The sequence below is a fragment of the Streptomyces sp. NBC_00273 genome (genome assembly GCF_036178145.1).
GTDB lineage: Bacteria > Actinomycetota > Actinomycetes > Streptomycetales > Streptomycetaceae > Streptomyces.
In genome coordinates, this window is sequence record NZ_CP108067.1 from 221,130 (window position 1) to 236,762 (window position 15,633).

10 protein-coding genes and 2 pseudogenes are annotated in these 15,633 nt (G+C 65.6%); 6 read left to right on the top strand and 6 right to left on the bottom strand.

Annotated features, from left to right (window positions below; genetic code table 11):
• Positions 1–511 precede the first annotated feature (511 nt).
• The 3 genes from OG386_RS00965 (at position 512) to OG386_RS00975 (ending at position 8,780) form a co-directional block, all read left to right on the top strand.
• On the top strand, positions 512–6,991 hold the full coding sequence (locus OG386_RS00965; RefSeq protein WP_328786289.1) for a DddA-like double-stranded DNA deaminase toxin: 6,480 nt from the start codon (positions 512–514) through the stop codon (positions 6,989–6,991).
• Complete coding sequence (locus OG386_RS00970) at positions 6,988–7,488, top strand: Imm1 family immunity protein (RefSeq protein ID WP_328786290.1); 501 nt, start codon at positions 6,988–6,990, stop codon at positions 7,486–7,488. The genes OG386_RS00965 and OG386_RS00970 overlap by 4 nt, the downstream gene beginning before the upstream one ends.
• A gap of 483 nt (positions 7,489–7,971) precedes the next feature.
• A protein-coding gene (locus tag OG386_RS00975; RefSeq protein ID WP_328786291.1) for an IS5 family transposase occupies positions 7,972–8,780 on the top strand; the annotation gives its coding sequence in 2 pieces (ribosomal slippage) (positions 7,972–8,289 and positions 8,292–8,780; 807 coding nt in all).
• 5 nt (positions 8,781–8,785) lie between these two features.
• On the opposite strand, the gene OG386_RS00980 is transcribed toward OG386_RS00975, so the two are convergent.
• Positions 8,786–9,034, bottom strand: a complete 249-nt coding sequence (locus OG386_RS00980) for an STAS domain-containing protein (RefSeq protein WP_328786292.1) — start codon at positions 9,032–9,034, stop codon at positions 8,786–8,788.
• A gap of 209 nt (positions 9,035–9,243) precedes the next feature.
• On the opposite strand from OG386_RS00980, the gene OG386_RS00985 reads away from it, so the two are divergent.
• The gene (locus OG386_RS00985) at positions 9,244–9,882 is read left to right on the top strand and encodes an ATP-dependent Clp protease proteolytic subunit (protein ID WP_229876972.1); all 639 of its coding nucleotides are present in this window, start codon (positions 9,244–9,246) and stop codon (positions 9,880–9,882) included.
• Between the two features lies 1 nt (position 9,883).
• Positions 9,884–10,486: a ClpP family protease gene (locus OG386_RS00990; protein ID WP_189748386.1), complete on the top strand. Its 603-nt coding sequence runs from the start codon at positions 9,884–9,886 to the stop codon at positions 10,484–10,486.
• Between the two features lie 85 nt (positions 10,487–10,571).
• Here OG386_RS00990 and OG386_RS00995 read toward each other — a convergent pair whose 3' ends face one another.
• The 4 genes and pseudogenes from OG386_RS00995 to OG386_RS01010 form a co-directional block, all read right to left on the bottom strand.
• A complete protein-coding gene (locus OG386_RS00995; RefSeq protein ID WP_328786293.1) occupies positions 10,572–11,012 on the bottom strand; it encodes a helix-turn-helix domain-containing protein in 441 nt (146 codons plus the stop codon).
• A gap of 311 nt (positions 11,013–11,323) precedes the next feature.
• Positions 11,324–11,502, bottom strand: a pseudogene (locus OG386_RS01000) (transposase); the annotation flags it as partial.
• 126 nt (positions 11,503–11,628) lie between these two features.
• A complete protein-coding gene (locus OG386_RS01005; protein WP_328786294.1) occupies positions 11,629–12,513 on the bottom strand; it encodes a hypothetical protein in 885 nt (294 codons plus the stop codon).
• Between the two features lie 148 nt (positions 12,514–12,661).
• Positions 12,662–13,405 carry a 2OG-Fe(II) oxygenase gene (locus OG386_RS01010; protein WP_328786295.1) on the bottom strand — a complete coding sequence of 248 codons (744 nt, stop codon included), beginning with the start codon at positions 13,403–13,405 and terminating at the stop codon, positions 12,662–12,664.
• A gap of 469 nt (positions 13,406–13,874) precedes the next feature.
• Here OG386_RS01010 and OG386_RS01015 point away from each other — a divergent pair.
• A pseudogene (locus OG386_RS01015) lies at positions 13,875–14,555 on the top strand (transposase); the annotation flags it as partial.
• A gap of 600 nt (positions 14,556–15,155) precedes the next feature.
• Here the strand turns inward: OG386_RS01015 and OG386_RS01020 are convergent.
• Entirely contained in the window at positions 15,156–15,569 is a 414-nt protein-coding gene (locus OG386_RS01020) for a hypothetical protein (protein WP_328786296.1), read from the bottom strand.
• Between the last annotated feature and the right edge of the window lie 64 nt (positions 15,570–15,633).

Here is a 15,633-nt window from a genome sequence, read left to right on the forward strand (position 1 = left end):
CACTCGCACCAGCGCCGTCCCTGAGCAGACGCCAGTGGCTCCTGTAGTGGCTCGCCTACACCCCGGGGTCACCCAATGTCCGAATCGATACGTTTATGACTTTAGGTTCACTTCGCCCGCCATGGCGTGGTCGAAACCCGCGGCGATCAAGTCAAGTTACTCTCTGGTAGTAATACACGATGTCACATTCGTTCCTGTCAAGGAGGTACGCTTGATACGCCGTCGTCCGCTTTCCCGTAAGGGGAAACGGCACAGAAGCTGGGCGGGAGCAATCTCGCCAATCCGGCCGGGCTGGACCGCGTCCGCCGTCATCACCGCACTACTTGTGACAGGCCTTCCGGCCATAACGTCAAATGCCTCGGCAGCATCACTCCCTGGCACGCAGAAGCTGACCAACGTTCCCGGCAAGAAGCTCTCAGGCTCAACCACTTCCAATGCCTCGGAGAAGACCGGTGCAGCCAAACGGACGTGGAAGGGCGCTCCGCTTGTAGAACTGCCCAAACCGGGGGAGGTGGAAGTCTCCCTGCCCGTCAAGGGCGGGAACACTCCGCCCGCGTCACCCGGATTCAAGGTCTCGCCGTTCCTTGCGCCGCCTGCGCCGCAGGTTTCCGCCGGAAAGCTGCCGGTCAAGGTACAGGCCGTACCGAAGGCGACCGACCCCGCGCCGGCCACCGTCTCGGCCAAGGTCGAGGTCAAGAACGAAGCTACGGCCAAGTCCCTCGGCATCGACGGCGTCGTCATGGCCGTCAAGCCCGCTGACGAGGCTTCCGCCTCCGTTCCCCTTGCCGTCGAGCTGGACTACCGAAAGTTCCGCAACGCTCGCGGCGGCGACTGGGGTTCGCGTCTCCAGTTGGTCGAGCTCCCCGCATGTGCCCTGACCTCCCCGAAGAAGCCGGAGTGCCAGAAGCGCACCCCGATTGCATCGACGAACAACTCGGTCAGCGGTACGGTCACGGCCACGCTGACCTCAGCCTCAGGCATGCGGTCTCGCTCGGCCGCCTCTGCACCGACGGTACTCGCAACGACGTCCAGCGCGAGCGGCAGCAACGGCAGCTTCACCGCGACCTCGCTGAGCCCGACTGGCTCCTGGGAGGCGGGAGGCAACTCCGGTAGCTTCTCGTGGTCGTACCCGATGGAGATCCCTTCATCACTCGGCGGTCCGGCGCCCACCCTTGGCCTCGGCTACTCATCGGACGCAGTCGACGGCCGCACCTCCGCCTCATCGGGGCAGTCCTCTTGGGCCGGTGACGGCTGGGACATTGCCGGGGGCTCGAACTTCATCGAGCGCACCTTCGTGCCCTGCATCAACGACAAGAAGGCCGGCTCCGGGTTCAACAACCCCAAGCAGGCGACCGGAGACCTGTGTCACGGTCCTCCGACCATGACAATGTCCCTCAACGGGGCCTCGACCCAGCTGGTCCTTGCGGACGCGGACGCCAGCAGGAAGACGTGGCGGCCCGCCCAGGACGACGGCTCCCGCGTAGAGCTGCTGGACGGCGCTGTCAACGGTGACACCGGTGGTCAGCACTGGCGCGTCACCACGGTCCAGGGCATCCAGTACTACTTCGGCCTCAACCGGGTACCGGGCTGGACCTCGGGCAAGGAGGAGACCAACTCCGCCTTCACCGTGCCCGCCTACGGCAACCACCCCGGCGAGGAGTGCTACAAGGCCTCCTACAGCGACTCGGTCTGTGACCAGGCCTGGCGCTGGAACCTCGACTACGTCGTGGACCCGCGCGGGAACGCGATGACGTACTGGTATGGCAAGGAGCGCAACCACTATGGCTCCAACGTCCAGGACGACGGCAAGTCCACCGCTCGCGGATACGACCGTGGCGGCTGGCTCAAGCACATCGACTACGGTCTGCGGTCCGACAACCTGTTCACGCCCGCCCCGGCGCGCATCGACTTCGCCGTCGACGAACGCTGTATTGCCACCAAGACCTTCGACTGCGCCCCGGGCAAGCTCGTCGACGGTGCCCCGTGGGACGTCGCCAAGAACTGGCCCGACGTTCCCGCCGACCAGATCTGCGACAGCGGCAAGGTCTGCAAGGACCGCTACACCCCCACCTTCTTCACCCGCAAGCTCCTCAAGGACGTCACCACCAGCGTTCTGAAGAACGGCAAGCACGACCCGGTGGACACCTGGGCCCTCACCCAGGACTTCCGCCCCACCGGCGACGGCGGGGTCGCGCTCGAGTACCCGATGTGGCTGGCGCAGATCCAGCACATCGGCAAGAACGGCGACAGCGACGACGTACCCATGCCCCCTGTCGTCTTCGAAGGCATCCAGCTGGAGAACCGGGTCGACAACAACGACGACGGCAGCCCTCCGTTCCTGCGCTGGCGCGTCGAGAAGATCCGCACCGAGACCGGCGCGGTCATCGCGGCCAAGTACGCGCCGACCGAATGCAGCGCCAAGGAGCCGAAGAAGCTCCCCTCATCCCACGAGAACAACGGGCTGCGCTGCTACCCAGTGATCAAGGAGATCCCCGACCCGGCAGATCCCAAGGGCGAGAAGAAGCTCTACGTCACCGACTGGTTCCACAAGCACCGCATCGACCAAGTCCGCGAGGAACAGCCCAACGCGATCTCGCCGACCAAGGAAACCAACTACGAGTACATCGGCGCCCCTGCCTGGGCGTACGACGATGACAGTGAGCAGTTGCCGGAGAAGTCCCGTACCTGGTCGCAGTGGCGCGGTTACGAACGCGTCCGCACCGTTGTAGGCTCAGCCCCCGATCAGCGCTCCCAGGTCGAAGCAGTCTTCTTCCGTGGCTTGGACGGCGACAAGGCCCCTTCCCAGCCTGGCGGCAAGCGTTCCGTCAAGGTCAAGGACTCCGAGGGCGGCGAGATCGCCGACAACAAGCTCTTCGCCGGCCAGACACGGGAGACGCTCTACTACCACGGCGTGGACGGCGCTCTCGAGTCTGCCTCCGTCAACACCCCCGTGGCCCGCGGCCCCACAGCAACACGAAAGCGCGCCGACGGCGCGGCACCACTGGAATCGTGGATCATCGGGACCGATAGGGTCTCCTCACGCTCGGTCCTGTCCGACAACCGCGGACAGCGCCGGACCGCCGTGGAGCACGCCTACGACGACCGCGGCCGCATCACCAAGACGACCGACCGCGGCGACCTGTCCAAGACCACGGACGACACCTGCACGCTCTACGAATACAAAGACGACGCCACCAAGTGGATGTTCGACTTCCAGAGCCGGGTCGAAACACTCAGCAAGGCCTGTGACGCAACCGGCATAACCAGGCCCGCAGACGTCATATCCGACACGCGCGTCGAGTACGACAGCATCGGCAACGTCGTCAAGGGCGAGTCCCTCGCCTCCTACGACGGGGCCACGCCCAAGTACACGCTCACCGGCACCAGCACCCACGATGCCTACGGCCGCCAGACCTCCACCACGGACGTCTACGGCAAGACCACCCGGACCGAATTCACCCCCGCCTCCGGTGGCATCGTCACCCAGGTCGTCACGACCAACTCGCTCAACCACACCTCCACCAACGAACTCGACCCCGGCCGCGGACTACCCCTGGCCAAGGAGGACGCCAACAAGAAGCGCAGCACCTTTCAGTACGACGCTCTCGGCCGACTGGTGAAGGCCTGGTCCGCCGAGCGCAACCCGGCCACCCAGATCCCGAACGCGGAATTCTCCTACGACATCCGCCCCGGATCAGCCGACGCCCCCGTCGTCATCACCAACAAGTACCTGATGGAGAGCGGTACCTACCGCACCCGGTACGACCTCTACGACGGCTCCCTGCGACTGCGCCAGACCCAGCAGCGCGCGCTGGACAAGGGACGTGTCATCACCGACACGTTCTACGACAGCCGCGGCCAGGTCCGCATGCAGAACGGCGGCTACTACAACGACCAGGACCCCTCGAACCAGATCTGGCTACCGGTCGAAAGCAAAATCCCTTCATCCACCGCCACCACGTACGACGGCATGGGCCGCCCCGTGGCGACCATCGCCCGCAAGAACGGACAGGAAACCTGGCGCACCACCACCACCTACGGTGGTGACTGGGTCGCCGTCGACCCGCCGAAGGGCGACACCCCCACCAAGGCATTCCTGGACGCCCAGGGCCGCAAGACCGAACTCCACCAGTACGCCGGCGACGGCCCCACCGGCACAGTCGCCAACGCCATCAAGTACGCCTACACCTCCAAGGGGCAGCTGGACAAGGTAACCGACCAGGCCGGCAACGTCTGGTCCTACAAGTACGACCTGCGCGGCCGACCGTACGAGGTCAGTGACCCCGACAAGGGAGTCACCACCACCACGTACGACATCGGCGACCGGCCTCAGACCGTCACCGACGCCCGCGGCAAGACCGTCGCCTTCGCCTACGATGCGCTCGGCCGTGGCATCGCCACGCATGAGGGATCCCTCCAGGGACGCAAGCTCACCGAGCAGACTTACGACACACTGCCTGGCGCTTTGGGCCTCCCCGTCTCATCGGCACGCTACGACGAACAGGGCAACGCCTACGTCCAGGCCGTCACCGGCTACGACACCGGCTACCGTCCTCTCGGCAGCAAGGTCGTCATCCCTGCCAACGAAGGCAAACTCGCCGGCACATACAACTACAGCAACACCTACACCAAGACCCTCGGCATGCCCTCCTCGGTGCTGCACCCCGCCACGAGCGGGCTGCCTGCCGACCGGGTCAGCATCACGTACAACGGGCTTGACCAGGCCTACATGGCCGCCATCAACGGGCGCGCCTTCCTCACCAGCTCCGAGTTCAGCCCGCTGGGCGATCTCACCCGCACGCATGTGGGTGAGGCGAACAAGCAGATCGTCTCGACCTTCGAGTTCGACGAGCAGACGCGGCGGCCGACCCGCTCCTACATCACTCAGCAGTCGGGAACGACTGGATATCGCCAGATCAGTGACGTCACGACGAAGTACGACGACACCGGCAATGTCCTGAAGATCACCGACAAGCAGGACGGAACGCCGGCAGCAGCTGACACACAGTGTTTCGCCTACGACCATTTGCGCCGGATGACCGGCGCATGGACCGCAACGGACGACTGCACCAGCCAGCCGGGCAGCAACGGTCCGGGATCCGCTCCCAAGGTCGGAGGCCCGGAAGCCTATTGGCACTCCTACACCTTCGACGCCGTCGGCAACCGCACGTCGGAGACCAAACACGACCCGAGCGGCAACACGTCCAAGGACGTCACCCGCTCCCACACCTACTCGACCGCAGCCGGAACGAAGAACCAGCTGCTCAAGGTCGACACAAAGGGACCCGAGGGCACCCGAACCGAGAGCTACGCCTACGACGCCGCAGGCAACACCACCCGCCGCGACCTCTCCCACGGCGCACAACAGCTTGACTGGGATCTCGAAGGCCGCCTCAAGAAGGTGACCGCGGGTGAGGGAACCTCGGCGAAGGACACCGAGTACCTCTACGACGCTCAAGGCAACCGGCTCATCCGCCGCGACCCCACCAGCACCACCCTCTACCTGCCCGGCACCGAACTTCAGATCACCAAGGCCACAGAAGCAGTCAAGGCCACCCGCTATTACTCCGGCCCCAACGGCGCGGCCATGGTCCGCACCGTCGAAGCCGGCAAGACAACCAACTCCTACCTACTCGGTGACCACAACGGCACCGCCACCACCGCGGTCGACGCAGCAACCCAGACCGTCACCCGACGCAAATTCACCCCGTTCGGCGAGGCGCGCGGAGCAAGCCCCTCCTCATGGCCAGGCGAGAAGGGATTCGTTGGCGGCACCCTTGACGAATCAACCGGACTGACACATCTCGGGGCCCGAGAGTACGACCCGGCCATCGGCCGGTTCATCTCAGTCGACCCCGAGATGAACATGGCCGAGTCACAGGCCATGAACCCATATGGGTACGCCAACAACAGCCCGATCACCTTCAGCGACCCCACCGGACGCTCCTGGCTCGGCAACATCGGTGCAGTGCTGGGTGGTGTGCTCGGCACGGTCCTGAGTGCAGTGGACCTCGCCCTTTCGAGCTATCACAAGTACAAGAACCAGCTTCGCGGCGGCAGCGCGCCAGCCCCGGCCAAACCCGTATCGACTGTCTCGACGGCAGACGTAGAACGCGCCAAGCAACTCAAGGCGCAAAGCAAGGCCGACATCGCCCTATCCATCGCCAAGGAAGTATTCAAGGGCGTCACAGGCTACGACGACATCGTCGCCTGCATCGGCGGCGACCTGGGCACCTGCGGCATGCTCGCCCTCGAGCAAGCCTTCGGCATCTTCGGCAAGGCCAAGCGCTTCGCCAAAGCCATGGCCCGCGCCGTCAAAATGTTCAGCAAGTGGGCCGACGACATCGGCTGGGCCACCCGAACCCTCACACGCGCAGACGACGAAGCCAAAGCACTCGCCAAATACAACGACGACCTCTCCTCGTGGCAACGCCGCGCAGACGCAGACGCAGCGGCAGCCAGAAAAGCAGACGAGGTAGAAGCCCCAGCGTCCGGAAAGTCCGACTCCGGAGGTAGCGGAGGTAGCGGGGATGGTGCGGGTGCTACTGGCAGTGGAAGCGGGAAGCCCGAATTTGTCGAAAAGGCACACAGTGAGCTCGCCGACAAACGCCCCACCACCGGCCGCATATTCGATTCCTCCGGAAACGCTCTAGGTGGGGCTGACGGTGTGCACGAAATAACCAGCGGCACGTCGAAGCTTTCCAAGCAAACCACCGCATACTTGCACCAGGCGGCAAGGGAGAGGCGAGGAGTCAAACCGATTCACCCGAAGTTCCGCTACCCTCAGGACACTCACGTAGAATCTCAGTACGCCACCTACATGCGCGACAACGGAATCACGAGCGCGGATGTTGTGATTAACCACACAAAGATGTGCGATGATTCGCTGAATTGCTTCACCGGGGTACCAGCCATTCTCCCTCGGGGTTCGGTGATGCGAGTTTGGGTCGCCGGGCGAGAAAGTCCGATCATTCGAAGAGGTACAGCTTGATTCTCAACGTTCAGTCCGGAAATACCTACCGTCACGCCAAGACTCTGCCGGAAATGCTGCGCCTGATCGATTCGGTCGTGAGTGAGCAGCGCGTCTCTATTCCAGGTATTGGTGCTGGCGACAATGATCTTTTCTCGTTCTCTGAGAGGCCGCACACGATTGATGCCACCGACTGGTGGCCGGACAACAGCCTGCACGTTTCCGTAAACCTGGAAACGGGATACGGTGGACTCGTCTGGTACGTCAGTCCCGACCGGGCCGACCAAAGCCACGATGAAGTAGACGAGCACATTTGGGTTTCCAGCAACCCATCGCCGCCGGGTTTTGACCCCATGGTCCTGTCTGATCCAGGGAGCCCCCTGTGCCATGCGCCAGAAAGCACCCTACCGTTGGCGCAGATCCGGGCGGCAGTGGAGGAATTCTGCCGCACGGGAACCGGAGATCGACCCCGCTGCATTTCATGGGTTAAGGGTGAAATCAATGGCGAGATTCTTTAGCGGATCCCGTCTAACATGATCAGATGCACCCGTAAATAGGTAAACCGCAGCCCCCACGACACATGCGTGGGGGCTGCGGTGCTACGCAGCGCGATTCAGCGGACCGTCCATGCTTGCTGGGGGAGAATGCGCTGCGGGTCATCCAGTACATGCTCCGCGAAGAGCACAGGACGGGTTACCAGGTGATCGCCGAAGCGTTGAACGTTCGCGACAAGACCGAGACTCCACGGGCTCGGAACGCCAATCCCCAAGTAGCCGAACTCGTCCTCATCTTCCGGGAACCGAGTCTTCGCTCTATCAATAATCCAGCACTCCACCTCGGAAGGCACCTGTCCCGTCAATGCCACGCCTTCTGCGAGAACCTGCGGCCCAATCAGGGTTCCCGTGCACCACCGGCCTGCCTACCAAGAGCTCGTAACACGATCTTGATGAGATGTTCTGGTCAGCCGTGACCGGTGTGACGATTCGGCCGTTCGTGGTGGTGTGAGTACTCGGCCGTGGATCGTGGACGACGACTTGTGGGCACTGATCGAGCCGCTGCTGCCGCCTTGGCCGACGAGGTCGCCAGGGCCGCGGCCGGTAGCCGACCGATTGTGTCTGCAGGGCATCCTGTACGTCCTCTGCAATGACATCGCCTGGCAACTCCTGCCGCCTGAGCTGGGGTTCGGCTCGGGCCAGACCTGCTGGCGGCGCCTGGAGAGGTGGCAGCAGGCCGGAGTCTTCGACCAGCTGCACCGGATCCTGCTTGCCGAGCTGAACGCGTCCGGCCGGCTCGACTGGTCGAGGGCGTGCGTGGACGGCTCTCACATCCGGGCGAAAAAGGGGGAGCCGACACCGGTCCGTCGCCGGTCGACCGGCGGAAAACAGGCAGCAAACACCACTTGATCTGCGACGGCCGTGGCACCCCGCTCAAAGTCATCACAACCGCGGCGAACGTCAACGACGTCACCCAGACCCTCGCCCTGGTCGACGGCATCCCGCCAGTGGCGGGCCGCCCCGGCCGGCCCCGCAGGCGCCCGGACGCCCTGCTTGGCGACAAGGGCTACGACTCCAACCCCAACCGGGAAGAGCTGCGCAAACGCCGGATCCTGCCCGTCATCTCCCGCAAAGGAGCCCCGAACATCAAGGGCATGGGCAAGCTCCGCTACGTCGTCGAGCAGACCTTCGCTCTACTCCACCAGTTCAAACGACTCGCCGTCCGATGGGAACGCCGCACTGAACTCCACGACACCTTCGTCTCCCTTGCCTGCAGCCTCATCTGCTGGCGACGCCTCAACAAGCCCGACTCATGATCGTGTTACGAGCTCCAAGGCAGCCCGTCCGGGAATCCCTTCGAGGAGTCGCCGGGTGGCGGGTCGTGGTCCACGGGGAAGAGGGGCAGGGCGCCGGTCATCTCCAGGAGGCGCTGGAGCTGGTGGTTGGGGGCTGCCAGGCGGACGACGGTTCCGGCCTCCTGCGCCGTGAGCCGCGCGGCGAGGAGTGCGTTGAGCGCGGAGGAGTCGCAGAAGGAGACGCGGCTGCAGTCGACCGTCTGCTCACCAGACACAGCTGATCACTCCCTCTTCGGTGGAAACGCCTGATGTGCAGCAGACCGTTCGACTCCAGCGTGGATAAGGAGCTGATCAGGTTCGACCACCAGTGCCGTGACCTCGTGTCCGCCCATGGCGGATCTGCCAGGGGCAGAGGAACGGCGTTCGGGGGGTTCCCGAGGTCAAGAGTGGAGTCGACGGCATCCCGCCTCGACAAGGAGAAGAGATGACTCCCCTCACCATGCTCGCGCCCCGCGCGGAGGAGGGCGACACACCGCCCGGCCACTTCGACGACCACCTCGCGGCAAGGCTGCTCGACCAGCGGATCGTCCTCCTGGGCACCCAGGTCGACGAGGTGTCGGCCAACCGGGTGTGCGCACAGCTACTGCTGCTGTCGGCGCAGGACCCGCGCTCCGACATCGGCCTGTACGTCAACAGCCCCGGCGGATCGGTCACCGCAGGTCTCGCCATCTACGACACGATGCGGCTCATCCCGAACGACGTCTCGACGCTGGCGATGGGCTTCGCCGCCAGCATGGGCCAGTTCCTGCTCACCGTGGGGACGCCCGGCAAGCGGTTCGCGCTGCCGAACGCGCGGATCATGATGCACCAGCCCTCGGCGGGCATCGGCGGTACCGCCGCGGACATCGAGATCCAGGCGGAGAACCTCCAGTTCACCAAGAAGGCCATCGAGCGGATCACCGCCCAGCACACCGGGCAGAGCGTGGAGACGATCGCGCGGGACGGCGACCGGGACCGCTGGTTCACGGCCGAACAGGCCAGGGAGTACGGGATGGTGGACCGGGTGGTGGAGTCGCTCGCCGACATCCGCCCGGCCACGCCGCGCCGACGGACGGGGCTGTGACATGGGGTCGTACACGGTTCCCTACGTGATCGAGCGGACCGCGCAGGGCGAGCGGTCCTACGACGTCTTCAGCCGGCTGCTGAACGAGCGGATCATCTTTCTCGGCACCGAGATCGACGACGGGGTCGCCAACGTGGTCATCGCGCAGCTCCTGCACCTGGAGTCGGCGAGCCCGGAGCAGGAGATCTCGATCTATCTCAACTCGCCCGGCGGATCGTTCACTTCGCTGATGGCGATCTACGACACGATGACGTTCGTGCAGGCTCCGATCTCCACCTTCTGCGTCGGTCAAGCGTCGTCGACGGCGGCGGTGCTGCTGGCGGGCGGAGATCCCGGGCGGCGGTTCGTGCTCCGGCACGCGCGGGTGCTGCTCGGTCAGCCGGCCAGCGGCGGCCGGCAGGGGACGGTCTCCGACCTCAGCCTCGCGGCCAAGGAGATGGTCCGTATCCGCTCGCAGGTGGAGGAGGTTCTGTCCCGGCACACGCACCACGACGTGGCGACGCTGCGCGCGGACATGGACCGGGAGAAGGTGTTCACCGCCGAGGAGGCCGTGGCCTACGGGCTCGCCGACGAGGTGCTGAGCCGACGGTTCGCGTTCGTCTGAGCCCGCGCGGTCGTGGCCGAGGGCCTGCGAGGCGGCCCGTACGGCGGGGGCGCGCCCCGTCGTACCGGCCGTCGGCCCGGTCCGGTCAGGCGGCGAGGCAGAAGCCGTCGTACCGCGCCGTGGGCGACGTGGGTGACGTGCGGGCCCGGACCACCCGGCTCCGGGCGTGCCGGGCCAGCTCGTCACCGGCGAGCAGGAGCAGGTCTGCGAGGCCGAGCCCGAGGGCCTGGGCGGCGGCCGCGAGCACCTCGGAGGATGCCTCCTTGCGTCCGCGCTCCACCTCCGACAGGTACGGCATCGAGATCCGGGCCGCCTCCGAGACGTCCTTCAGCGTGCGCTCCTGGGCGAGCCGCTCGCGCCGCAGCACGTCGCCGACGAGGTCACGCCACAGCGGCTCCCTCGGCGCGCGTGGCTGTGGACCCCCCATGGGGCGCCGCGGGGCGCCGGCCGCCCCGCCGGAACCGGGCGACGGGGCCTGCGGGCGCAGGGAGATGACGCGGGACTCGTTCGGCGCATGAGTGCTCACCCCCTCACCCTAGGGATCCGGGGCGCGGGGGGAAGGGAGTGGCCTTCTGCCCTGGGTGAAGCCGCGCCAGTGCCTGGGGCGACTCGGGTTCGGCGCTAGAGCGTGTCCGCAACGCCGGAAGGAACCAGAGAGCCGACCGGGCGTACGGCTCCCTCCCGGGCATGGTGCCGGTCAGTCCTTCTGTCGCGGACAGCACGGTCAGGGCGGCCAGAACGGTGGAACGATGCGCCGGGGGTTTGAGGCCGACTCGGCATCGAGGTCACAGCCCTCGGGCGCGGCACACGCGAGGCCCAGTCGGTTTCGGGGCGTGCGCGTTCGTAGCGGCGGTGGAGTCGGCGGTAGCCGGCGAGCCAGGCCATGGTCGTTCTATGGTCCAGCGGTGGCGTCCGAGCCGCTTCGAGGACTCGATTCCCCTGCGGGCGATGCGGTGGCGGATGCCGCGCTGGCGCAACCTCGCGGGCGCACCTTGTGGTGCTGCCGTACATCCTCGCCCGGGCCGCGACCGGCAGTCAGGCCGGAGGCGGACCGGGCCGCGGCCGGTACTCGGCAGCACCACAAGGTGCAGGGTGACTGCCGATGGCTCGCCACGGTGGTCATGGACGGAGCGCGGGCCCGGTCAGAACACGTCGGTGGTCCACAGGACGTGCATATCCCATGCGATGTCCAGGGATTCCTTCGCTCCCTGATACCACGCACGTTGCGCGGTGTCGTCCGGCACGGTGTGAAGGGCCGCGAGCACATCGGCCGGCATCCATGCTCCACCCCAGTGGCCCAGCCAGGTCCCCGGCGTCTCGGCGGATTCTGGGGTTCGCGGTATGGAGTAGCCCTCGCTCCGGAGAATCTCCAGAGCGGTATCCCGTTGATTCCTCATCAGATGCTTTGGGGAGAAGATCCCGTAGGCATCTAGACTGATTCTGTTCCCGTTCAGGTAGGCCTCCCATGCCGCCTCCGCCGTGGGCTGATCGCGCCAGTCGACCACGGGGATCTCCACGGAGGGCCGCGCCGCCCAGGGGCCGCCGGTACTCGCGCGCACCTCCTGCGGTGTGGATCCCACCACGACGAATGCGAGCTCGTGGCGCGGGACAGGGAGCTCGATGCTCTGTCCCGTCCCGCTGTCCCAGCTGGTCGTCATTCCCGCCGCGATCCGGACGATGTACTCGCCATCGTCAAGCCCCTCATGCGCGTCGAACAGAGCGCCCTCGCGTATCTCGTCCGGCACGCCGTCACAGTTGAAGAACCTCTGGATCGGAGGGCCCCCCGTCGCGGAAACGATCTCGAAGTCGTAGTTGCCCGGGCTGCCCAGGTCGCGGCCGAGTGCGTAGGACGAAACCCGACAGGCAATACCGTCCTTCACCACGTACGTCTTCCGGGCCAGACCGCAGGTGATGAACTTGCGACCCTCAGACGTAGGAACTCTCACCTCCAAGCGCGTCTGCATCAGGTGCAGGCCGTCCTGAGACACCGTCTCCACCCAGTCGGTGCGGATCTTCCCGTTGGTCATGCTGCTCTCCCTGCCGTTCGGTGCGAGTGGATTCGATGCCCGGCCGCGGGCAGGGCCCGATGCCGCCCGGCCCGGAGGTGGGCGATCACGGCGTGCCGGACGTCGGTCTCCGGGGTGAGGGACAACGCGACGGTGGCCTTGCCGCTGCTCAAGGCACATCTACGGGCTCGTAGAGCACGTCGGTTCTGAGTATTGTTTTCGTACCCTCAAGAAGCGGGGCCGAGTCGTGAAGTGTCCGATGCCAGAAGAGGAGCGCATCGCCCGGTTCGGGGCGGTGGGCACTCAATATTTCCTCAGGCTTCGCGAGCCGCGGCCAGTCAGAGAAGTCACGTTGCGCAAAGGGAAGATCGTTCTGCTTATCGGCGATGAACCGCGTTTCTCCGCCCACGGCCTCATACGACAGGTAGATGACGACCGTCAGGAGAGTGCGCCTTCCGTCGGGGGCGAAATAGGGCGAATCGTAGTGCGGGACAATGAATCCGCCGTGTTCGTACGTGATGAAGCGCATACGCGGATTGACGGCCGTCGGCCTCCAGGGCCTTCCGTCCGAATCCGTCGGATCGCCCGATCCCACTTCAAGCGATAGAAGCGTCCGCAGCCTGCGGTAGAATTCAGCCGCCAGGAATGTGGATTCGGCCGTGGCGCGGAGATGAGCGACCGGATCTCCCTTTGCATAGTTGGCGGCAATGCCGTCTCGGCCGACCGGGGCAAAGCGCTGGGCGGCCAGTTCGGTCGCGAATGCCTCCACTTCGGCCGGAGTGAGGAAATGGCGAATCACCTTGGCGTTGGCCTTTGGGATCTCCGACTCGATCGGGGTCCATGAGTCATCGGCAGATATTCGGCTCAGCGCTTCTTCGGAGAGCTCAAAGGGATTTACCGGCATTTCGAACATGATCACTTCTCCGTGCTGAGGCCGCCGTCGATCCCAACGTGGTCGTGGGCCCCACCGCCCGGAACGGCCGCGGGCAGCATTGAGGTGGACGGCGGGACCGCGGGCCACGTACTTGTGCGCTTCGAGTCCGTGGAGGGACTCGAAGCCCCTGGAGTCAATGCCTGCAGGGAGGGGGCCACTGGGCGATTATCGTCATGATGACGATATTAGGCCGGGGTGAGCCCACAAAGCAAGCAGGACGACCCAACGCGGCGGAAAGGGCCGGGAGACGGGGCGGGGACCGGCTCAGGGGACTACCGAGGCGAGGTAGTCCCACGCGGCGCTGGGCCGCTCCGTACCGGAGCGGCTGACGCCTTCGAGGGCGTCGACCTTGCCGGGCACCGACCAGGTACGAGTTCCCTCAGCGGGCGCCCTTCGCGCGCTAAAGGTTGTCCCGTAACCGCCCCCTCGCTTCCGCGTTGGTCACGGCATGGGTGGGGTGATCTCGGCGAGCGATCCGATGTGGATCGAGCCGTTCTCGGGGTTGAGTGAGGCGCAGTTCCGCAAGCTGGTCGCGCTGGTCCGCCGTCGTGGCGGTGACGTCCAGCGTGGCCGGCCGTGGCGGCTCTGCTTGGAGGATCGGGTGCTGCTGGTGGCCACGTACTGGCGAACCAACCTGACGTTGCGGCAGGTCGCGCCGCTGTTCGGGATCTCGAAGTCGGCTGCGGACCGGGTGCTGGACCACCTTGCACCGCTGCTGGCGATCTCGCCTGCGCGTCGGCCGCGGCAGGACACCGTGCTGATCGTGGATGGCACCCTGGTGCCCACCCGGGACAGGACGATCGCTGCTTCCAGCAAGAACTACCGGTATTCGACCAACCAGCAGGTGGTGATCGACGCCAACAGCCGGTTGGCGGTCGCTGTCGGCCTGCCCCTGCCTGGCAACCGCAACGACTGCCGGGCCTTCACCGAGTCGGGCGTCGACCGGGCCTGCCGGGACGCGCCGGTCCTAGCGGACGGCGGCTACCAGGGAACCGGCGCCCTGATTCCGCACCGGCGCCGTCGCGGGCAGGACCACCTCACGCCCGAGCAGGAAGCCGACAACGCCGTCCACCGCAGGGCTCGGGCCCGGGTCGAGCACGTCTTCTCACGGATGAAGAACTGGAAGGTCCGCCTGATTCGCTCTGGAACCTGACTTTCTGACCGTCCACCGCGGCCGACGAGGCCCCAGATGGCCGTGCCGCGATGCTGGTCGGCTTGGTTGCTCACAGGCCCTCGGGACTGGTAGGCCCGCATGTTCCGGTGTCGCGTATTCGGGGTAGATGCCCACGGCTCATGACGCTGGGTGAGCAGTCGGGCCGGTTGATTGAGGTCTGGCATGATCGCGCGGTGATGATGCGAGGGTGGTGGCCGCAGAGGCCGTTGAGGCACATGTCCGGGCGTTCTTCGAGGGGCATTCTGTAGAGGTCGTTGTCCGCGACCTTGGGTCGGACCGGCGCGAGATCGTGTCCGACCTGCGGGTTCTCGTTGTGGGCCCTGGTCCGCGTAGCGACAGTTGGGCCTATGTGACCGCCGGATGCTGGGCCGCCATGGAGAAGGACGGTCACGGGCTTGAGTTCGTCTTGACGGCTCACGTCCGCGACCAGCGGTTCATCGACCTCATGGCCATGATCGCCTATTACCTGGCTTTGTTCATGAGAACGGGGTTCTGGCACAGATCTTGGGGAGCGGTCGCGGAGGGCGACGGTGTCGTTCGATTACAGGGGGAGGGTCACGAGCCCAGGGCCCCTGTTTCAGTGCACGTTGGTCGCTCGTCCGGCACTCGTCGGTCGCATGGGCACAGGATCCGGTGTGCGTCGATCAGTGTGAAGGTGTCTTCGTTCCAAGAGCAGACCTCGAGCCACGCCAGATACCCGTCCTCGGCGAACACCAGAACCTCGCCGACGGTCTCGCCGTCCGCGCCGAACAGTTCCATGTCGACCACTACCTGCGTGCCCGTAAGCGCGGGTGCGGGTGAAACACCGTCCGCATCGAGACTGAAGTACGTCGAACCGCAGCCGCACGCACAGCACTTCTCCACTCGGAGATGCCGCATCTGCCGATGCAGCGCGAGACCTGGGTCCACCACCATGCTCAAAGCGGTGTCCAGTACGTGAGCAACGTCGGTAGGCAACGCTCTGGTCATGTCTGCAAGGTATCCGACCTGCGCAGTACTTCTCGGTTCTCGCGCAGCTCTTGGGGAGCGTCTC

Excerpts from the sequence above, each read along its gene's own strand:
- OG386_RS01010 (WP_328786295.1), bottom strand. The coding sequence starts at position 13,405 with ATGTTCGAAATGCCGGTAAATCCCTTTGAGCTCTCCGAAGAAGCGCTG.
- OG386_RS00990 (WP_189748386.1), top strand. The coding sequence starts at position 9,884 with ATGGGGTCGTACACGGTTCCCTACGTGATCGAGCGGACCGCGCAGGGC.
- OG386_RS01020 (WP_328786296.1), bottom strand. The coding sequence starts at position 15,569 with ATGACCAGAGCGTTGCCTACCGACGTTGCTCACGTACTGGACACCGCT.
- OG386_RS01005 (WP_328786294.1), bottom strand. The coding sequence starts at position 12,513 with ATGACCAACGGGAAGATCCGCACCGACTGGGTGGAGACGGTGTCTCAG.
- OG386_RS00985 (WP_229876972.1), top strand. The coding sequence starts at position 9,244 with ATGACTCCCCTCACCATGCTCGCGCCCCGCGCGGAGGAGGGCGACACA.